The sequence below is a fragment of the Arthrobacter zhaoxinii genome (genome assembly GCF_024385505.1).
GTDB classification, from domain to species: Bacteria; Actinomycetota; Actinomycetes; order Actinomycetales; family Micrococcaceae; genus Arthrobacter_B; species Arthrobacter_B zhaoxinii.
The window spans coordinates 14,240-32,702 of sequence record NZ_JANFLT010000008.1 but is presented as its reverse complement, the minus strand read 5'-3'; the positions used below and the strand labels follow the sequence as shown (position 1 = coordinate 32,702).

At 66.1% G+C, this 18,463-nt stretch carries 18 protein-coding genes; 7 read left to right on the top strand and 11 right to left on the bottom strand.

Annotation, left to right across the window (positions count from 1 at the left end; all coding sequences use genetic code 11):
• Positions 1–3: 3 nt before the first annotated feature.
• The 5 genes from NNX37_RS15950 to NNX37_RS15930 all read right to left on the bottom strand — a co-directional run bounded on the left by NNX37_RS15950 (position 4) and on the right by NNX37_RS15930 (position 6,538).
• Positions 4–936, bottom strand: a complete 933-nt coding sequence (locus NNX37_RS15950; RefSeq protein ID WP_255793738.1) for a dihydrodipicolinate synthase family protein — start codon at positions 934–936, stop codon at positions 4–6.
• A gap of 21 nt (positions 937–957) precedes the next feature.
• Complete coding sequence (locus NNX37_RS15945; protein ID WP_255793737.1) at positions 958–1,776, bottom strand: ATP-binding cassette domain-containing protein; 819 nt, start codon at positions 1,774–1,776, stop codon at positions 958–960.
• Entirely contained in the window at positions 1,773–3,899 is a 2,127-nt protein-coding gene (locus NNX37_RS15940) for a dipeptide/oligopeptide/nickel ABC transporter permease/ATP-binding protein (protein WP_255793736.1), read from the bottom strand. The genes NNX37_RS15945 and NNX37_RS15940 overlap by 4 nt, the downstream gene beginning before the upstream one ends.
• A 4-nt stretch (positions 3,900–3,903) precedes the next feature.
• Positions 3,904–4,863 carry an ABC transporter permease gene (locus tag NNX37_RS15935; protein ID WP_255793735.1) on the bottom strand — a complete coding sequence of 320 codons (960 nt, stop codon included), beginning with the start codon at positions 4,861–4,863 and terminating at the stop codon, positions 3,904–3,906.
• A gap of 64 nt (positions 4,864–4,927) precedes the next feature.
• Positions 4,928–6,538 (bottom strand): ABC transporter substrate-binding protein, encoded by a 1,611-nt coding sequence (locus NNX37_RS15930; protein ID WP_255793734.1) that lies wholly within the window; start codon positions 6,536–6,538, stop codon positions 4,928–4,930.
• Between the two features lie 194 nt (positions 6,539–6,732).
• Here NNX37_RS15930 and NNX37_RS15925 point away from each other — a divergent pair, with 194 nt between their 5' ends.
• The 5 genes from NNX37_RS15925 (at position 6,733) to NNX37_RS15905 (ending at position 10,813) form a co-directional block, all read left to right on the top strand.
• Positions 6,733–7,470 (top strand): FadR/GntR family transcriptional regulator, encoded by a 738-nt coding sequence (locus NNX37_RS15925; RefSeq protein WP_255793733.1) that lies wholly within the window; start codon positions 6,733–6,735, stop codon positions 7,468–7,470.
• Positions 7,467–8,213, top strand: coding sequence for a glucosamine-6-phosphate deaminase (locus tag NNX37_RS15920; RefSeq protein ID WP_308206339.1), 747 nt, complete (start codon positions 7,467–7,469; stop codon positions 8,211–8,213). Before NNX37_RS15925 ends, NNX37_RS15920 begins: the two co-directional genes overlap by 4 nt.
• A gap of 10 nt (positions 8,214–8,223) precedes the next feature.
• Positions 8,224–9,453 (top strand): N-acetylglucosamine-6-phosphate deacetylase, encoded by a 1,230-nt coding sequence (locus NNX37_RS15915; RefSeq protein WP_255793732.1) that lies wholly within the window; start codon positions 8,224–8,226, stop codon positions 9,451–9,453.
• A 112-nt stretch (positions 9,454–9,565) separates the two neighbouring features.
• Entirely contained in the window at positions 9,566–10,132 is a 567-nt protein-coding gene (locus tag NNX37_RS15910; RefSeq protein WP_255793731.1) for a hypothetical protein, read from the top strand.
• Between the two features lie 75 nt (positions 10,133–10,207).
• On the top strand, positions 10,208–10,813 hold the full coding sequence (locus tag NNX37_RS15905; protein ID WP_255793730.1) for a class I SAM-dependent methyltransferase: 606 nt from the start codon (positions 10,208–10,210) through the stop codon (positions 10,811–10,813).
• 3 nt (positions 10,814–10,816) lie between these two features.
• Here NNX37_RS15905 and NNX37_RS15900 read toward each other — a convergent pair whose 3' ends face one another.
• Together NNX37_RS15900 and NNX37_RS15895 are read right to left on the bottom strand one after the other, a co-directional pair.
• Positions 10,817–11,398: a Clp protease N-terminal domain-containing protein gene (locus tag NNX37_RS15900; protein ID WP_255793729.1), complete on the bottom strand. Its 582-nt coding sequence runs from the start codon at positions 11,396–11,398 to the stop codon at positions 10,817–10,819.
• A gap of 4 nt (positions 11,399–11,402) precedes the next feature.
• Positions 11,403–11,618 carry a helix-turn-helix domain-containing protein gene (locus NNX37_RS15895; RefSeq protein WP_255793728.1) on the bottom strand — a complete coding sequence of 72 codons (216 nt, stop codon included), beginning with the start codon at positions 11,616–11,618 and terminating at the stop codon, positions 11,403–11,405.
• Positions 11,619–11,969: 351 nt separating this feature from the next.
• Here NNX37_RS15895 and NNX37_RS15890 point away from each other — a divergent pair, with 351 nt between their 5' ends.
• Positions 11,970–13,757 carry an HNH endonuclease gene (locus NNX37_RS15890; RefSeq protein WP_255793727.1) on the top strand — a complete coding sequence of 596 codons (1,788 nt, stop codon included), beginning with the start codon at positions 11,970–11,972 and terminating at the stop codon, positions 13,755–13,757.
• Positions 13,758–13,955: 198 nt separating this feature from the next.
• Entirely contained in the window at positions 13,956–14,780 is an 825-nt protein-coding gene (locus tag NNX37_RS15885; RefSeq protein ID WP_255793726.1) for an alpha/beta hydrolase, read from the top strand.
• Positions 14,781–14,909: 129 nt separating this feature from the next.
• On the opposite strand, the gene hxlA is transcribed toward NNX37_RS15885, so the two are convergent.
• From hxlA to NNX37_RS15865, 4 genes are all read right to left on the bottom strand, one after another.
• Entirely contained in the window at positions 14,910–15,533 is a 624-nt protein-coding gene (gene hxlA / locus NNX37_RS15880; RefSeq protein WP_255793725.1) for a 3-hexulose-6-phosphate synthase, read from the bottom strand.
• Between the two features lie 43 nt (positions 15,534–15,576).
• Positions 15,577–16,152: a 6-phospho-3-hexuloisomerase gene (gene hxlB, locus NNX37_RS15875; protein WP_407079979.1), complete on the bottom strand. Its 576-nt coding sequence runs from the start codon at positions 16,150–16,152 to the stop codon at positions 15,577–15,579.
• Positions 16,153–16,157: 5 nt separating this feature from the next.
• Complete coding sequence (locus tag NNX37_RS15870) at positions 16,158–16,823, bottom strand: SDR family NAD(P)-dependent oxidoreductase (protein WP_255793724.1); 666 nt, start codon at positions 16,821–16,823, stop codon at positions 16,158–16,160.
• Positions 16,824–16,974: 151 nt separating this feature from the next.
• Entirely contained in the window at positions 16,975–18,462 is a 1,488-nt protein-coding gene (locus NNX37_RS15865) for an MFS transporter (RefSeq protein ID WP_255793723.1), read from the bottom strand.
• Position 18,463 lies beyond the last annotated feature (1 nt).

The following is an 18,463-nucleotide window of genomic DNA, read 5'->3' as shown; positions in this document are numbered from 1 at the left end:
AAATCAGAGCAGCCCGTTGGACTCGAGGATGGTCCGGATGGCGGAGGTTTCGGCCTCGTTCAGCTGCACCATGGGCGCGGACATCACATTGGTGTCGATGACGCCGAGCAGCATCAGTGCCGTCTTGAAGGCGCCGAGCCCTCCGGCTCCGGGCGAGACACGGCCGGGGGTGGGGGCATACACAATATTGAAGAGGGAAGCCAGGCGGTCCTGCATCCGGGCCGCTTCGGCAAAGTCGCCGCTTTGGGCCGCGTTGTACAGGGCCGCATACCCGGCCGGATCCACGTTGCCGAGTCCCGGAACCACGCCGTGGGCGCCGCCCAGCAGTGCGCCGTCGACCACCACCTCGTGTCCGGTGAAGACCGCGAAGTCCGGCACGTTCCGGGTGGCCAGCAGCAGCTGCCGGAACCCGACGTCGTCGCCGGAGGAATCCTTGACGCCGGCGAGGACGCCGTCCTGCGCAAGCCGCACCAGCAGATGCAGGGGGAGCTTGAAGTGCGTCCGGACGGGAACGTCGTAGGCGAACAGGGGGACATCGAAGGCGGCGTGCAGGGCGCGGAAGTGGATTTCCGTCTCGGCGGCATCCGAAATGGCGTAGAACTGCGAGGTGGCCACAATGGCGTCCGCGCCGAGGCCGATCAGCCGGCGTCCCTCTTCGATCACGCGGGGGGTGGTCTGCTCGGCTGCGCCGGCCAGGATAGGCACCTCTCCGGCGTTGACGCCGGCAATGGTCCGTACCACCAGGTCGCGTTCGTCATTGGTCAGGTAGGGCACCTCGGCGGAGGAACCCAGGACGAACAGTCCGGAAACGCCGCCGTCGAGCAGGTATTTGGTCAGTTTTTCCAGCGAAGCCGTGTCGACGGCGCCGTCCGCGGTGCGGGGCGTAACCACCGGGGGGATGACACCGTGGAAGCGGGACTGTGTTGCGTGTGACAAGTAGTTCTCCAGTGCTTGGTTCTAGATGTGCAAAAGGCTGGGCGCTGCTCCGAGCAGGCTCTTGGTGTAGTCATTGGCGGGCCGGTCAAAGACATCGCGGGCGGGCCCTTCCTCGACGATCCGGCCGAAATACATCACGCAGATGCGGTCGGAAACGTAGCGGACGGTCTGGATGTCATGGGAAATGAAGACCATGCCGAGGTTCAGTTCCCGTTTCAGGTCCGAGAGCAGATTCAGGACCTGGGCGCGGACTGACACGTCCAGGGCCGACGTCGGCTCATCGGCCACGATGACCGACGGATCCAGGCACAGCGCCCGGGCAATGGCGACGCGCTGGCGCTGGCCGCCGGAAACCTGGTGCGGGGTGACGTCGGCGGCGGACTGCGGCAGGCCCACGAGGGAGAGCAGGTCCTTCACCTTGGCGTCCCGGCTTTGCTGGGTGCCGATCCCGTGGACCTGAAGCGGGTCGGTGAGGATGTCATGGATGGTCATCCGGGGATTCAGGGCGGTGGCCGGATCCTGGAACACCACGCCGACGTCGCGGCCGAAGGTCTTCTTGGAGGAGGAGGCCTTGGTGCTGACCGGCTTTCCATGGAAGAGGACTTCCCCGGCCGTAGGCTCCTGCAGTCCCACCAGCACGGAGGCCAGGGTGGATTTTCCGCAGCCGGATTCTCCGACAATCCCCACGGTCTCGCCGCGGCGGACGGTGAAGTTCACGCCGTCGACCGCCTTGACGATGTTCGGGCGGAACAGGGAGCCCGAGCGTGCCCGGTGGTAGACCTTGATGTCCTTCAGTTCGAGGACGGGGCCGGTGGTGTTCGGCGTTGCTGTCGCGTTCATGCCTGCTGCCTTGCTGTTGTGCCGGTTTCGACCAGGTCCGAAGGGGTTTCATGGCTGGCCCAGTAGTGGTTCGTCCCGCCGATGCGGACAAACTCCAGGACCTGCTCCGGATCCGCATCCGGCCGCAGCGAGCGTTCCGCGAAACGGTCGCCGGCGGCGAAGTCACCGGGGGAGGGAACGGTGCCCTGGATCTGGTGCAGACGCTCGGCGCCGGCTTCGATGGACAACACCGCTCCCAGCAGTCCGCGGGTGTATTCGTGGCGCGGGTCCCGCAGCAGATCCGGAACATCGCCGGATTCCACTACCTGCCCGGCGTACATCACGGTGACCCGGTGGGCCAGGGACGCAACGAGGGCCAGGTCGTGGCTGACAAACACCATGGCGAACCCGAGCTGTTCCCGCAGTTCGTTCAGCAGGTCCACCACCTGCTTCTGGACGGTGACATCCAGGGCGGTGGTCGGCTCGTCCGCCACCACGATCTTCGGCGAACGGGACAGGGCCATGGCAATCAGCACGCGCTGCCGCTGCCCGCCGGACAGTTCGTGCGGGTAGCTCTTCAGCGTGCGGTCCGGGTCCAGTTTCACCATTTCGAGCAGTTCCCGCGGACTTCTGCGCCCGCCCCGGGAGGTGAGCTGCCGGAGCTGGTCCTTGATCAGCATGGACGGGTTCAGGGAGCTCAGCGCATCCTGGTACACCATGGCGATCTGCTCGCCGCGCAGCCCCCGATACAGCTGGCTGCGTTCCTTCGGGTCATTGGTCAGCAGTTCCTTGCCGTTAAACCGTATGGATCCGGAGAGCCGTGCCGTCGGCGGGAGCAGGCCCATGACCGCCAGCGAGGTAATGGACTTCCCGCAGCCGGATTCGCCCACGAGTCCCATGGTTTCGCCCTCGCGGACCGTAAAGCTCACCCGGTCCACGATGGCGGTGTCGCCGTAGCGTCCGGGGAAGCGGATGGAAAGGTCCTTCACTTCCAGGACCACCGGGGCGTCCTCGTCCGCCTGCGGGAGGCGGTCCGTCCTCCGGGACTCGACGGCGGCCAGCAGTTCCAGTTCCTTGGCCAGTGCTGCCAGGGAACCGGGTGCATTGACGGCCGCGCCTGTTGCGGGCAGGGCGTCCTCCTCCGGGAGGTGCCGGCCGCCGTCGGCCTGGGTCAGCGAGGTGCCGGCGGCGTCAAGGGTGGAGGGCTGGGCGGCCGTGGCCACTGCCTCGACGGCGGCGGGAGCCGGGGGCACGCCCTTGCGGCCTTTTCGGACGCCGGGGTTGACCATGGCGTCGGTCAGCCCTTCGGCCAGGATGTTCAGTGCCAGGACGGTGAGCAGAATGGTGATGCCGCCGAACGTCGTCGGCCACCAGGCTCCGCTGAACACCACGTTGCGGCCGTCCGCCATGACGTTGCCCCAGGAGGCGGCGGGCTGCTGCACGCCGGCGCCGAGGAAGGACAGCGAGGCTTCCAGGATGATGGCGTCGGCGACCATCACGGTGGCGAACACCAGGATGGGGGCCGCGCAGTTGCGGGCAATATGCTTCAGCAGGATGTAGGTGCGGCCGGCGCCGATGACCCGTTCGGCCCGGACGTAGTCCTCGCCGTACTGGGCCAGGATATTGGCGCGGACCACCCGGGCGAGCTGCGGGGTGTAGACAATGGCGATGGCAAGGATGATCACCGGAACGGTCGAGCCGAAGAGGTTCAGTGAGTGGTCCCGCAGGGCAAACAGCAGCGCTGCTGCCAGGGCGATGCCGGGGAAGGCCATCATGATGTCGAGGATGCGCATCACGGTCTCGCTCACGGCCTTGCCGGAGGTGGCCGCAACGGCGCCGAGGACCGAGCCGAGGATCAGGGCCAGCGCAACGGCACCGAGGCCGATCGAGATGGAAACCCGCGCCCCGTAGAGCATCCGGGAGAACACGTCATAGCTGGAACCGTCGGTGCCGAAGAGGTGCTCGCCGTTCGGGGCGAGGACCGGGACGCTGGATTCGTTCTCCCCGTAGGGTGCCAGAAGCGGTCCGAAGACTGCCACGAGGACAATGAATCCGAGGAAGCCCAGTGCGAGTTTTGAACTGAGGTTCAGGGCGGTGAAGCGGGCGCCGCCGCTGCTGAGCCGTTCGGCCAGTGAATTGCGCATGGGGTTACACCGTCCGGATTCGGGGGTTGATGAGCAGGTACAGCAGGTCAACCACGATGTTGACCAGGACAAAGGCGACCGCGATGGTGAGCACCGCGCCCTGCACGAGGTTGGTGTCCGACGTCGTCAGCCCCACGACGATCAGGTCGCCCATGCCGTTGAGGCTGAAGATCTTTTCGATGACGACGGCGCCGCCGAGCAGGTAGCCCACCCGCAGTCCGAGGACGGTGACGGGGGTGACCAGCGCGTTGCGCAGGACGTTGCGGGCGACGACGGTGCGGTAGGGCACGCCGTTGCCGATGGCGGTGCGGACGTAGTCGCGGTCGAGTTCCTCCACCATCGAGGTCCGGACCACGCGGATGAGCGACGCCGAGACGGGGATGCCGAGGGCGAGGGCCGGCAGGGCCATGGAATAGAGCCAGCCGACAAACCCGTACTGGTCCGCCCAGGCCAGGCCGCCCGTGGGGAAGATGGATCCTTCGGGCAGGGCGAACCACTGGATCAGCAGGATCGCCAGCCAGAAGGAGGGGGTGGCAATTGCCGCGATGGAGAAGATGCGGATGGCCTGGTCCGGCCAGCGGTCCCGGTAGAGCGCGCCGAGGATGCCGAGCGTGAGGGCGAGGACAACGGCCAGCAGGATGCCGAGGAAGGTCAACTGCAGGGTCACCGGGAAGGCCGTGGCGATTTTGCTGGCCACGGACTCTTCCGGCGGGTTGGTGACGCCGAAATCGAGCCGGATCACACCGCCCAGATACCGGAAGAACTGGACTACCAGGGGAGCGTTGAGGCCCCGTTCCTCCCGCCAGGCTTCCTTGGCGTCCTCGCTGGCGTTTTCACCGAGGACGGCGGTGGCGCGGTCCGCCGGAACAACTGACAGCACGATGAACACCATCACGGTGACGCCCAGCAGCATGATCGGCAGGACAGCAAGCCGGCGCCCTAACAGGCGGATAAACATTGTCACTCAAAAACTCCAATGCAGGGGGTACGGCGGGGCGCCGGGGAGGCGCCCCGCCGCGGTTGTCTCGCTACTTGCGTCCTACGCCTACGAAGGAGACGCCGGTGGTGGGCAGCGGCTGGAAGCCGTCCAGTGCGTTGCTGTCCCAGGCGGTGGGCAGCTTGCGGTGGAACAGCGGATACAGCGGGGCTTCCTCGGAGACGATGTTGATGACCTCGGCGTGGATGCCCTTGGCCTTGTCCGGATCCACCTTCACGGCCTGGTCCAGCTTGTCCTGCACGGTGGTGAATTCCGGTGTGGTGTTCCAGCCGGCGCGGGCCTCCATCCAGGTGGCGCCGCGGTAGAACCAGCTGAGGAGGATGTCGCCGTCGTTGCCGAAGACCGAGGGATCACCCGGCGCACAAAGCACATCGAAGTTCTTTCCGCCCACCTTTTCCGGAGCGTAGACCGCTGCGGACTGGAGGATTTCCAGGGTGGTGCTAACGCCGATGGCGTCCCAGTACTCCTTGATCAGGGGCACCACACGGGTCACCCAGCCGGTGTCCGTGGAGGTGAGGGTGATGGTGATGTTCTCCATCCCCGCCTCCTTCAACAGGGACTTGGCTTTGGCGGCGTCGTACGCATAGACAGTGGATGCCTCGCTGTAGGAGGGGTGCCCCTCCTGGAAGTAGGACGAGGCAGCAGAGGCGTTGCCGAGCAGGGCCTTGCTGATGACGGCCTCGGTGTCGATGGCGTAGTGCAGTGCCTGGCGGACGCGCTTGTCCGGGAACTTGGCGCAGTTGAACATCAGGAACAGCAGGCCGAAGGACTGCACCGACTCGACGTCGACCTTGCTCGCGAGCTGGTCCACGTCCAGGTAGGGGACGTCCTCGATGGCCTGGGTGCGGGAGGGCACTGCGGCGACGCGGGCGGCCGGATCTGCCAGCAGCAGCCAGGTCATGTCCGCCACCCGGGCCGGGTACTTGCCGTTGTAGTCATCGAACTTCTTGAAGACGATGCGGTCTTCCTTGACGGCGGAGACGAGGCTGTAGGGGCCGGAGCCGATCGGCTTGAGGTCGAAACCGGCCGGGTCTGCCTTGACTGCTGCTTCCGGGACGACCTTGATGACCGAGATGCGGTCGCTGAAGGTGGGGAACGGATACTTCAGCTTGAACTGGACGGTGGAATCGTCCTTGGCGGTCACGGTGTCGATAAAGGGGATGAACCCGGCGAAGAGTGACGTGTTGGCCGGATCGAGGACGCGCTGGAAGGAGAAGGCGACGTCGGCCGTGGTCACCGGTTCCCCGTTGTGGAATTTCGCGCCGCTGCGCAGCTTCACCTCGTACGTGGTGTCATCCACCATGACCGGTTCGGCGGCCGCCAGGGCGAGATACCGCTCCCGGGTGGCCGGATGGAGTTCCGTCAGTCCTTCGAAGATGTGCAGGTTGGCGGCCTGCGGAGTGGCACCCGTGGAAAGCATCGGGTCGAAGCCGGTGGAGAGCTGGTAGGAAATTCCGGCTTCGATGGAGCCGGTCCCTTCTGCGGCTGCCGTGCCGCCTCCGGTGGCCGGGCTTCCGCCCGGGCTGCATGCAGAGATGGACCCTGCAAATGCTGCGGCGGCGCCCATCACGCCGGCCAGCTTGAGGAAGTTTCGCCGGCTTGAATCCTTCAGGAGCCCGCTGCTTTCAAAAGTGTTGCTCATCGTTGCGCCTCACCCATCCATGTCACTTATCGGACGTAGGATGTCCGACGGTTGTCCCAGAACTGTAAGGTTCATCACATCACGCCGTCAAGCGAGATCTGGGTGTCTTTTCCGTAGATGGGACGTCCTATAACCTAGGATCGAATTATCTTTCGCCCCGGCGCCACCTTTCGAACAGTTCCAGGAGGATCTGAATGAGCCTGCCCGATGCCTCACTGCCGCCGGCCCGGTTCAGTGCCCAGAACCGTTCCCGCGCTCTGCAGGCCGACATCATGGAGTTGATCCTCGACCGTGACCTGAAGGCCGGCGATGCGTTGCCCACCGAGGGGGAACTCACCCTCGCGCTGGGTATCGGCAGGAACACCCTGCGGGAGGCGCTGAAGGTCCTCCAGGCCCTTGGGGTGATTGAAATCCGGCACGGGTTTGGGATGTTTGTGGCTCCGGCCAACTTCGATGCCCTGGCGGACGGGCTGACATTCCGCGGGAGGCTTTCCCTGCGCCACGAAGGCAAGGAGGCGCTGCAGCTGGTTGATGTCCGGCAGGCGCTGGAATCCGGCCTGATCGGCGAGGCGATGGACCTCTCGACGCCGGACCACTTGGCTGAGATCGAGGCCACTGTCCAGCAGATGGAGACCCTGGCCGCGGAAGGCGAAGTCTTCACCGAAGTTGACGAAGCTTTCCACTACCAGCTGTTTGAACCGCTGGGGAATGAGCTGCTCTCGAATCTGATGTCCGTTTTCTGGAAGGTGTACCGCAAGATCCATGCGGAGCTGGGCGGGGACCCGCTGATCAACCTGACGGAAACGGCGGCGGTTCACCGCGGGATTTTTGAAGCAGTCAAAGACGGTGACAAGGAGCTGGCCGCGGAACGCCTGCGCAGGCATTTCGACGGGATCCGAGGCGAACTCGCCAAGCTGCAGGACGCCTCGTGAGGGCCGGGTCCCTGCAGCACTCTTCGATCCGGGTGATCCGCCGCGCCGACGCGGCCACCCTGGGACAGGCCGGAGCTGACCTTGTGCTCGAAACCCTCGCCGGGAGGCCGGCCCCGGTGATCGGCGTCGCCACCGGTTCGTCGCCGTCGCCCCTCTACAGGGAGCTCGCCGCCGGGGGCACCGATTTCAGCAGCGCTACCTGGTTTGCCCTGGACGAATATGTGGGACTGGCTCCGGGCCACGCGCAGAGCTACGTCGAAGTGCTCCGCCGGGAAATCATTGAACCGCTGGGGCTGGACCCCGCGACCATGCATGTCCCCGACCCGCATGCGGAGAAGCTGGACGAGGCCGGCGCCCGCTACGAGCAGCGCATCGCAGCAGCAGGCGGCATTGACCTGCAGATCCTGGGCATCGGCCGCAACGGCCATCTGGCCTTCAACGAGCCGGGTGCAGCGCTGGACTCGCGCACCCGACTGGAGACTCTCACCGAGGACACCCGCCGGGCCAATCAGCGGTTCTTCGATTCCCTCGAGGACGTACCCACGCACTGCCTCACCCAGGGGCTCGGCACCATCCTGGAAGCCCGGCAGCTGCTCCTGATTGCCCGGGGACGGGAAAAGGCCGAGGCCCTGGCACGCGCCCTGACCGGCCCGGTGACACCGGAATGCCCGGCGTCGGTGCTGCAGCTGCACGGCAACGTCACCGTCCTGGCGGACGACGCCGCGGCCTCCCTGCTGGCCTGACGGACAGCCAATGACCAAATACGCCCTGACGCCCGGAACTCCCCGTACCGTCCTGCGCGGGCGGGCGGTCCTCGGCACGGAAACCCTGGCGGATGCCACGGTTGCAGTGGAGGGCACGGTACTCGCCTATTCGAGGCCGGGCACCGGATTCCAGCCCCGTCCCGGTGACCGCTTTATTGACCTCGCGGCGGGGGAGGTGCTCGTGCCGGGCCTGATCGACCTGCACTGCCACGGAGCCCACGGGGTGGATTTCTCCAGCGCCGAGGCGGAGGACGTCCGCGCGGGAATCACGGCGCTTTATGCCGGCGGCACCACCACCCTGCTGGCCAGCCTTGTCACTGCCGCACCGGACGCGCTGCTCCGGCAGCTCGGAGTACTCGCGGGCCTGGCAGAGGAGGGACTGCTGGCAGGACTGCATCTGGAAGGGCCTTTCCTTGCCGCAGCCCGCTGCGGCGCACAGGACCCCCAGTCGCTGCAGGATCCGGACGTGTTGCTGGCGGGCAGGTTTATCTCCGCCGCCCGCGGCCACCTGCGCACCATGACTTATGCCCCCGAGCTGGCCGGCGCTGATCAGCTCGTGGACCTGCTGGTCGCCCACGGCGTGATTCCGTCACTGGGCCACACCGCCTGCTCGCCGATTCAGGCCGAACAGTCCCTCGCCCGTTCCCGGCGGATGCTGGCAGGCGCTGCAGCGTCTGCGGCCCGCCCGACGGTCACCCACATGTTCAACGCCATGGACCCGCTGCATCACCGGGCGCCGGGCGCGCTCGCCTCCTGCCTCCGGGCAGCGAAGGCGGGCGCCGCCGTCGTCGAGCTCATTGGCGACAACGTCCATCTGGACCCCGTGCTGGTGGCCACCATGTTCGAGCTCCTGGGTGCGGAGAACATAGCGCTGGTGACGGATTCCATGGCTGCTGCGGGGCTGCAGGACGGGGAGTACCGGCTTGGTCCTGCGGCCGTCACGGTGCGGCAAGGCACCGCACGGGTGACTGCCACTGGTGCGATTGCGGGCGGCACCGCATCCATGCTGGATCTGGTGCGGAACAGTGTCCGGGCCGGTGTCAGCCTGGTAGAGGCAGTGACTGCGGCTGCGCTGGTGCCGGCCCGGGTTCTCGGGATCGAACAGCAGGTCGGCCAGCTGGTACAGGGTGCTGCTGCGGACCTGCTGGTTCTCGGCCCGGAGCTGGAGCTCCGCCGCGTCATGCGGCGGGGCCGATGGCTTTCGCCCGCGGAGATATAAGGTCCGCACCTTGGCGGTCCGCCGGTACTAAAAGTCAGCCTGCGGTCGGATAGGCTACCTACCGACCCGGCAAATCCGCCGCGGAACCAGCCAGCTTTATGGGGGAAGCAGCATGACCGAGAACGTGGCGCAGGACGCCAACCAGAATCCTTACGCCGGAGCACAGCCGGCAGCACAGACTCCGGCGACGCCGGGAGCAGCTCCGGCCCGTCCGAAGACGGTGGAGATGGCCTTCTGGCTGCTGATCGCAGCAGTTGCGTTGGTGCTTATCCGGATTCCGGTGGGAATCATGGCCGTGAAGTCCGAGAAGCACAAGGAGGAAATTGCGTCGATCTTCGGTGAAGCCAACATTCCCTGGTGGTCCTCCGAGGAAATCTCCGGCTATGTGTCAGCGGGTATCTTTACCGGCATTATTCTCGCGGGAATTGCACTGCTGTCCCGGATGGGCTTTAGCTGGCCCCGGATAGTCCTTATCGTCGTCGTGATTCTCACCGCGATGAACACGCGCGTGCAGTTCTTCGCCAGCGTCATCACGGTCTACCCGGCAGCCTGGGTGACTTTGGTGTCCGTCCTGCTGTCGCTGGCCGCAACGGTGCTGCTGTTCCTGACGCCGTCGAACCACTACTTCAAGTCGATGGGGCAGTACCGCAAGGGCAAGAAGCAGCTCAGCAAGGCCTAGTCTCCACATCCGCAACCGGCGGCCGGCAGCCCTAGCGGCTGACCGGCCGCCGGTTTCGCGACGTAGGCTGGAAACATGCGAAACGAAACCCTCTGGGAAGCGAAAAAGCGGCAGAATCCCGGACATTCCGCCTGGTACATCTCGCGGTTTGAAGCGATGCGGGAGCAGGGCCAGGACCTCGACGGCGAAGCCCGGCTGATCGACGCGATGCTGCCGCGCGGAGCCCGGATTCTCGACGCCGGCTGCGGTCCCGGCCGGGTGGGCGGGGAACTCGCGCGCCGCAGCCACGCCGTCGTCGGCGTCGACGTCGATCCCGAACTGATCGACGCCGCCCGGCGGGACTTCCCGGACCTGCAGTGGTTCGTGGGGGACCTGGCCGAGCTGGACCTGCCCGCTGCAGGCGTTCCCGAACCGTTCGACCTGATTGTCTGCGCCGGCAACGTGATGACCTTCCTGGCACCGGGCACCGCCGTCGACGTCCTGACCCGGACGCGCGAGCACCTGGCAGCCGACGGCCGCGTGGTTATCGGGTTCGGCGGAAACCGCGGGTACGCCTTCGAGTCCTTCTTTGACGACGCCGCCGCGGCCGGGCTTGAGGTGCAGCAGCGGTTCTCCACATGGGACCTGCGGCCGTTTACGCCCGAGTCGGACTTCCTCGTGGCGGTGCTGGGCCGAGCCTAAGACTTAGGCCGCGGCGTCCATCGTGCGGAGAATGCGTGCCCGCAGTTCGTCCGGCCCGACATGCTGGCTGACCAGAGACAGAGCGGCAGGGTCGGCGCCGCGCAGGATCCCGAGCAGGAGATGTTCGGTCCCGATGTAACCGTCCTTCCGGGCCGTTGATTCGCGCAGGCTGTTGGTCAGCACGGCTTTCGCACCGCTGCTGAAGGGCCGGTGCCCGCCTTTGAGGGAGTCGAACAGGCGACGGCGCCGCGGGGCGGAACCGGCCGCCGCGTCCAGGGCACCTTCGCCGAATTGTGCGTCGATGGCGCGTCGCACTTCGTCCAGGTCGATACCGACGGATTCCAAGGCGGCGGCGTCGTCGTACCCGGAGTCCGCGCCCATGGCGCGAAGGTCCGCGCGCAGCTGCGCCGAGGTCAGTCCGGACTCGGCCAGCACGGATGCCAGCAGGGGAGTGGTGGCTTCAGCGGTGGACACGGTGCTGAGGAGTAGATGCACCGGAAGGATCTGCGTCGCCTCCAGGGTGTGGGCTTCTTCCTGTGCGGAGATGACGCTTTGACGGGCTTGCTGTGTAAACCGTTCAAACATGGCTCTACTTCGCTTTCCGGTTGTATTTCTGGTGCACTGCCTGCTTGCTGATGCCGAGCTGGTCCGCGATCGCCTGCCAGGACCAGCCCTGCGCCCGGGCGTTGGCGACCTGCACTGCCTCGAGCTGGTCGCGCAGCCGGCCGAGGGCGACGACGGCGCGCAGCCCGGTGGCCGGATCGGGACTCGCCGCCGCGGCGGCCAGGGGGGATTGGTCTTCCATGACCGTCAATCTAGGTTGACGGTCCGGGTGAGTCAAGAGGGGTTGACGGAAAGTCTGGAGCGAAGGCAAAGCCCCCGTGCCCGCACTTGACGTAAATCAGAAGTCCCGGACGTGACGATTTTGTCTTGGGTACCGACCACATGGCCGAGGCGGAGCCGGTTCAGAGTCGGTGCGGGGCTGACTTCGAAGGCGCTCGTTGTTGGCTCGAGCGGACCTCCCGGGTGCGCGCAAAAATCCCTGCATTGAAGGCAAGTAGTCAGGCCGAAAAGACGGGTATCTGAGGTTTTCCCGAGGTCCGTTTTCGGCCTGTTTTGAGGCCTGGAATGTCAGTGCCGGATGAAATCCTGAGGTATGGATCAGCTCGGAAATACTGAACCGACAGCCGAAGAGCAGAGCGGTGAAAACCAGCAGCCGGAAGGGCGGGCAAGTGGTGCCGAGCCGCGCTGTTCTTCAGTCACTCTGGCTGTGTTCCGGGCGGAACTGGCCGCCCAACCTGCCGGGACGGCTGACGAAAGTGCCACCGCTGCCGCTGCCGCCCCCGAGAACGACGCCGAGGCCGCACCCGCAACGCCTGCCGCCGCCGATGATGCCACTCCGGCCGGAAGCCGTGCCGCCGATTACCCGGACGGTTTCACCGGGACCCTTGCGCTGCAGAACCTTGAATCGTTCGACGAGGATATGGCCGGTGATGCCTTGGTCCGGGTCGCGCATCTGATTTCCTGGGGAGAAGCGCAGCGGGCCCGCCTATTGAACCGGATGGAGCAAATCTTCCGGCATAACTTCTTCGACCCGTCGGAGCGGGATAAACCCGGGATCGCCTTTAGCCTGGCAGCGTCCGAATGCGCCGCCATTCTGAACGTTCCGCAGGTGACCGGTGAGCGGCTGCTGAGTGAGGCCGGCCAGCTCTGCGGCACCCAGACCGCGACCCTGGCCGGTCTGGAAGAGGGACGGTTTTCGTATCAGCATGCTCAGGTGGTGCTGGAGCAGTGCCGGAATGTTTCCGCGGAGAAGCTCCCCGGAATTGAGGCCGATCTGTTGAAGGCCGCGGAGGGTCAAACGCGGGCGCAGTTCTCGGCCAAGGCCCGGCGGCTGCGTGAAAAGAAGTTTCCGGAGACCGTCAGCAAAAGGCATTTGAGCGCTTTCGAGCAACGCAGGGTCACTCTGGACCGGGAAGAGGACGGCATGTCCTGTCTGTCCGCTTACCTGCGGGCCGCGGAAGCGCAGCAGATCTATACCGCTCTCAGCACTGCGGCGCGGGGTGAACAGGCGGGAGGGGATTCCCGGTCCACGGATCAGCTGCGTGCGGACATCCTGGCGCAGTTGCTGATGGGTAGCAGTCGGGGACTTTTCGCGGCCCCCGGAACCCGAGCCGAGGCCGGAAACAACAGCAGGACCGTGCATACCGGCGACGACACTGACAGAACCAGGCAGAACGAGGGAGGCGTCAGTTTCGACGGCGGACCGGAGAACGACTGCGGCCGGGAAGGCAGCCCCGATCCGGAGGCCAGAGCAGACGTGGGATCCGGACCGATTGAGGGGATCGTCCCGCGGGCCGAAATCATGGTGCTGATCAGCGCCGAAACCCTCTTCGGCGCCGATGACCTGCCGGCAGAACTGCACGGCTACGGGCCCATAAGTGCCGAAGAAGCCCGGCGGCTGGCCTGGAACGCAGCCGGATGGACCGGGCTGGCTCAGGACCCGAAGACAGGGGAGATCCTGGGCGTAGGTCGGCGGCGAAAGGTCCCGGCGGGGCTAAGGCGCTGGCTCCGGGCACGGGACGGAACCTGTAGGTTCCCCGGCTGCCGGGTCAGCACCGCGAGTTCGGACATCGACCATACGACCGACTGGGCCCGCGGCGGCCCGACCGATCATGGAAACCTGGAACACCTCTGCCGTCGGCATCACCGGTTCAAGACTCTGGGTTTCTGGAACGCGTGCCAATCCACCCCCGGAGTAATCGAGTGGACTTCACCGACCGGCCGGGTCTATCGGACCGAGCCCTTTTTGGAACTGGACCTGCCAGGTCCGGCAGTAAATCGGAGTACGGATCCCCGGCAGCAGAATTTTAAGCCGGCGGATTCAAGGCCCAAGAATTCAGTGCAGCACGAGTCCCGGCAAGAACCGGCGCCGCCGTTCTAAACCGACCGGTGTCCAGATGTCGTGACCACTACAGGGTGTGTCCCACGGCTACAGGGTGTCCCACGGCGCCGGGCTGCGCGGAAGTGGCAGGTTCCGCAACGAAAACTGACTTCCAGGATTGTTCCTCCCCGCAGGGCTGGGTACTCTCCCGCTAACGTTCATTTCCTCTTGATCCCACGGAGCACCGAAGGGAACACCATGAACGGTTCCAACACCCCGGATACGATCGTGCTGGTCCACGGGCTCTGGGTGACGCCCCGCAGCTGGGAAGGATGGAAAGCCCATTATGAGGCGAAGGGCTTTACCGTCCTGACGCCCGCTTATCCGGGCTTCGAAATAGAGGTTGAGGCACTGCGCGAAAACCCGGACGTGATCGCCGCGCTTACCGTGCCGGAAACCCTCGATCACCTTGCGGGCGTCATCGAGGCCTTGCCCCGTCCGCCCATCATCATGGGCCACTCCTTCGGAGGGCTCCTGACCCAGATGCTTCTCGCCCGCGGTCTGGGGGCTGCCGGTGCTGCCATCAATTCGGCACCAACCGAAGGGGTGAGGGTTACCCCGCTGTCCCAGGCCCGCTCACTCTTTCCCGCCCTGAAGAACCCTGCCAACTTCCATAAAGCGGTCGGGTTCACCCCGGATGAATGGCACTATGCCTTCACGAATACCCTCAACCGGGAGGACTCCGACGCCGCCTACGAACGGTACGCCATTGCCGCCCCCGGGAACTGGGTGTGGGCGTACGGACTGCTCGCGAATTTCCAGCCGGGGCATCAGGAGACCTGGGTGGACTACTCCACGGACAGGGCACCGCTGCTGTTTATCGGAGGCAGTGAAGACCACATCATGCCCCCGGCGGTGAATAAATCCAACGCCCGGCACTGGGGCAAATCACCCGCCCTCACGGAGTATCACGAGTTTGACGGCCGGGCACATTGGACCTGTGCCGAACCGGGGTGGGAAGAGGTGGCCGATTATGCCCTGGACTGGAGCCTCGGCCACGCGCAACCGCAGCCGTCTTTCTGACCCGACGACTTCGCAGGCCTACTCCTTACGCACGCCTCGGGCGGCCCGGCGGGGCCTATGAACCACGAAAAGAGGCCCGGTTGCCCGGGCCTCTTTTCGTGGTGCTGCTGGAGTTAACCGGCAGGGTTGTTAGCTGATCGCGGCGCGCAGTTCCTTGGCAGCCAGAGCGGGGTCATCGGCGCTGTAGATGCCGCCGCCGACGACGGCAACGTCCGCACCGGACGCCTGCACGTCAGCGAGGGTGGCCAGCTTTACGCCGCCGGCGACGGAGAAGGCGACGCCTGCTTCCTTGCCCGCAGTCAGCAGGGTGTTGAGGTCATAGCCGTCCTGGGCCTGCTCGTCGAGTCCGGCGTGGAACTCGACAAACTCGGCACCGAGGTCGGTGACTTCCTTGGCGCGGGTTGCCTTGTCATCCACGCCGATGAGGTCCACTACAACGCCCTTGCCGTGGGCCTTACCGGCCTTGATGGCTCCGGAGATGGTGGAATCGTCGGCGACGCCGAGGACCGTCACGAGGTCAGCGCCGGCCTTGAAGGCAATATCGGCTTCGAGCTCGCCGGCATCCATGGTCTTGAGGTCGGCGAAGACGATCTTGTCCGGGTGGGCTTCCTTGATGGCGGTGACGGCGGAGAGTCCGGCGTTCTTGACCAGCGGGGTGCCGAGTTCAATGATGTCGACGTATTCCGCGGCCTTGCCGGCCAGCTCGAGGGCGTCTTCGACGGTCAGTACGTCCATGGCGAGTTGCAGTTTCATGGTGTTTCCTTTGCTAGCGGGGAATGAAGTTTCAGGGCACGCGCTATTCGAGGTTCGCGTGTCGGGGCCAGAGGTCCTCGGCCGAGGTGCCGTCGGCCTTCCAGAGGGTGTGGAAGACGGCGTCGAGCACCAGAAGAAGTGCCTGCTCAAAGAGGCTGCCGGAATACTGGCGCGATGCGGTGCCGCGGTGGTCGGTCTTTTGCGCCGCGGGGATGAGCACCACAGAGTGGGCCATCCCGGCCAGCGTCGATTCGCCGTCGGTGGTCAAAACGGCCACACGGGCGTCCGCGGAGACAGCAGCCTCCGCAGCAGCGACGGCACCGGACGTGGTTCCGGAGCCCGATGCGACGATCAGCAGGTCACCGGAGCCAATGGCCGGCGTCGTTGTTTCGCCCACGACGTGCACGGTGAGCCCGAGGTGCATAAGGCGCATGGCATGCATGCGCAGCGCGAGCCCGCTGCGCCCGCCGCCGGTGACGAAGACGCGCCGGGCCTGCTGGATCTCCTTCACCAGGCCGGCGAGCTGGTCTTCCTGCAGGCCGTCCGCCGCCGCGGCGAGCTCGTCCTGGATCAGGCGCAGGCTGGCCGGAACGGAGGGCTGTTGCGATGGTTCACTCACGCGGATCAGTCCGTGCTGATCTGGTGGCGGAAGGTGTCCCGGCGGGTGTGGAGGTCCCAGAGGACGCCGGCAAGAACGTCGGGATCCTTTTCCGGATCACCCTCGATGATGCGGCCGCCGATGATCAGCTGAGACACGTGGATGCCTTCCTCGGCGAGGACCTCGTTGAGGAGCTGCGCGTAGGCGGCCTGGCCGGCGAACGCCACCGAGGTTCCGGTGACGCCGCGTCCGGGCTTCACGGCCGATCCGCCGTTGACGAAGAGGATGGTGCCTCGGTTCCCGTCAAGGAACCGCATGCCGGGCAGCACCTGGTGGACTGCGGCGACCGGCCCGTAGATGGAGAACTCAACAGGACCCCTGAGGTCAGCCGCCGTCGTCTCGAGCACGGGCCGCATGAAGTCCTTCTGCGGAAGGGGGCTGTACTGCAGCACCTCGACGGGGCCGAGGCTTTCGGCCGCAGCCTCGAGGGCCGCGGCAATCGATTCCGGGTTGCGGACGTCGGCAGCGAAACCCCGGGCCGGGATGCCGGCCTTGCCGAGGTCTTCGGCGAGGGCGTCCACCTTGGCCTGGCTTCGGGAGATCAGCGCAACGGAGAATCCCTCCGCGCCGAATCGTCGAGCGACGGCGGCACCGAGGCCGCGTCCTGCACCAATGATCGCGATTGTAGTCATGGGGGAGGTAACTGCTTAGGTCGCCGAATAATTCCGGAGTTTCGTTCCCGGCGATGTCGCCGGCGTACAGGCGGGCCGGGGCAGAAAAAAGGAACCGGCCCCGTTTCGGGGCGCCGGTTCCTTTCGTTCGGCATTGGGCCGGAAACCGCTTTTAGCCGACGGGGGCTACCTCGGGGACCTTCAGCAGGTCCTCCTTGGAGGGGCGGATCATGAAGTAGCCGATCGGGGCGGCCAGGAACAGTGCGACGCCGGCCCAGATGAACGCGGTGGAGTAGCCGTTCACGAGCGCCTCGAGTTCCGCAGCGGGCTGTCCGCCGTTGCTGCTCAGGTAGGACGTGATGCCCGCCGTGTAAACGGCCGTGAACAGGGCGGTGCCGATGGAGCCGCCGATCTGCTGGGTGGCCGAGACGGCGGCGCTGGCCACGCCGGCGTCGTGCTCGTCAATGCCGGCCAGAGCCACGTTCTGCAGCGGTACGAAGATCATGGCGAGGCCGAAGCCCAGCAGCGCCAGCCCGGGCAGGACCTGCAGGGCGTAGTTGCCCTCCACCGTGATGAAGGACAGCCAGATCAGGCCGGCAGCGCCGACCACCGGGCCCACGGTCATGGGCAGGCGGACGCCGGTGCGGGGCAGGAACTTGGACAGGACGCCTGCACCGACGGTGATGGCGATGGTCATGGGCAGCGATGCGAGGCCGGACTTCAGCGGCGAGTAGCCCAGGACAATCTGGAAGTAGAAGATCAGGAACAGGATGCCGCCCAGCAGTGCGGCGCCGGTCAGCGTGGAGGTCAGGAACGCGCCGCCGCGGACCTTGTTGGTCAGCACGCGCAGGGGCAGCAGCGGGTTGGAGACGCGGCTTTCCACAAACACGAACAGCGCGAGGATCAGTACGCCGGCGGCGAGGAAGGCAATGGTTTCGAAGCGTGCCCAGCCGTTTTCGGCCTCGGAGAAGCCGTACACGAGCGAGGCAAGGCCGGCGACCACCAGGATGGCTCCGGGCAGGTCGTAGCGGGTGTTGCCGTGGGCCTTGCTCTCGCGGATCAGCGGCAGGCCGGCGGCCATGGCGACGATCGCGATGGGAACGTTGACCAGCAGGCACCAGTTCCAGCTGGCGTACTGCGTGAGGACGCCGCCAAGCAGCAGGCCGATGGCAGCGCCGCCGCCGCCGATGGCACCGTACACGGCGAAGGCCTTGATGCGGTCCTTGCCGGAGGGGAAGGTGATGGTCAGGATGGCGAGCGACGCCGGTGCGAGCAGCGCGGCGAAGGCACCCTGCAGGCCGCGGGCCGCCAGGAGCATTTCCGTGCTTGTCGCAAAACCGCCGATGGCGGAGGCCACGGCAAACCCGGCCATGCCAACCATGAAGGTGCGCTTGCGGCCCCAGTAGTCGGCGATCCGGCCGCCGAGCAGCAGGAGCGAGCCGAAGGCCAGTGCATAGATGGTGACCACCCAGGTGCGGTCGCCGTCGGACATACCCAGTTCGCGCTGCGCGTCCGGCAGTGCGATGTTGACGATGGTGCCGTCCAGGACCACCATCAGCTGGGCCAGCGCCAGGACGGCCAGCAGCAGCCAGCGGTGCGGATGTGCCGAGTGGTCGACGGCTGCAGGCCGGGGCAGGCCGGAGGGGGTGGTGCGGTCCATA

Bases quoted from the DNA above. Each gene is read 5' to 3' on its own strand.
- NNX37_RS15915 (WP_255793732.1), top strand. From the start codon at position 8,224: ATGACCAAATACGCCCTGACGCCCGGAACTCCCCGTACCGTCCTGCGC.
- NNX37_RS15905 (WP_255793730.1), top strand. From the start codon at position 10,208: ATGCGAAACGAAACCCTCTGGGAAGCGAAAAAGCGGCAGAATCCCGGA.
- NNX37_RS15895 (WP_255793728.1), bottom strand. From the start codon at position 11,618: ATGGAAGACCAATCCCCCCTGGCCGCCGCGGCGGCGAGTCCCGATCCG.
- NNX37_RS15910 (WP_255793731.1), top strand. From the start codon at position 9,566: ATGACCGAGAACGTGGCGCAGGACGCCAACCAGAATCCTTACGCCGGA.
- NNX37_RS15865 (WP_255793723.1), bottom strand. From the start codon at position 18,462: ATGGACCGCACCACCCCCTCCGGCCTGCCCCGGCCTGCAGCCGTCGAC.
- NNX37_RS15885 (WP_255793726.1), top strand. From the start codon at position 13,956: ATGAACGGTTCCAACACCCCGGATACGATCGTGCTGGTCCACGGGCTC.
- NNX37_RS15900 (WP_255793729.1), bottom strand. From the start codon at position 11,398: ATGTTTGAACGGTTTACACAGCAAGCCCGTCAAAGCGTCATCTCCGCA.
- NNX37_RS15870 (WP_255793724.1), bottom strand. From the start codon at position 16,823: ATGACTACAATCGCGATCATTGGTGCAGGACGCGGCCTCGGTGCCGCC.
- NNX37_RS15890 (WP_255793727.1), top strand. From the start codon at position 11,970: ATGGATCAGCTCGGAAATACTGAACCGACAGCCGAAGAGCAGAGCGGT.
- NNX37_RS15925 (WP_255793733.1), top strand. From the start codon at position 6,733: ATGAGCCTGCCCGATGCCTCACTGCCGCCGGCCCGGTTCAGTGCCCAG.
- hxlA (WP_255793725.1), bottom strand. From the start codon at position 15,533: ATGAAACTGCAACTCGCCATGGACGTACTGACCGTCGAAGACGCCCTC.
- NNX37_RS15945 (WP_255793737.1), bottom strand. From the start codon at position 1,776: ATGAACGCGACAGCAACGCCGAACACCACCGGCCCCGTCCTCGAACTG.
- NNX37_RS15930 (WP_255793734.1), bottom strand. From the start codon at position 6,538: ATGAGCAACACTTTTGAAAGCAGCGGGCTCCTGAAGGATTCAAGCCGG.
- NNX37_RS15940 (WP_255793736.1), bottom strand. From the start codon at position 3,899: ATGCGCAATTCACTGGCCGAACGGCTCAGCAGCGGCGGCGCCCGCTTC.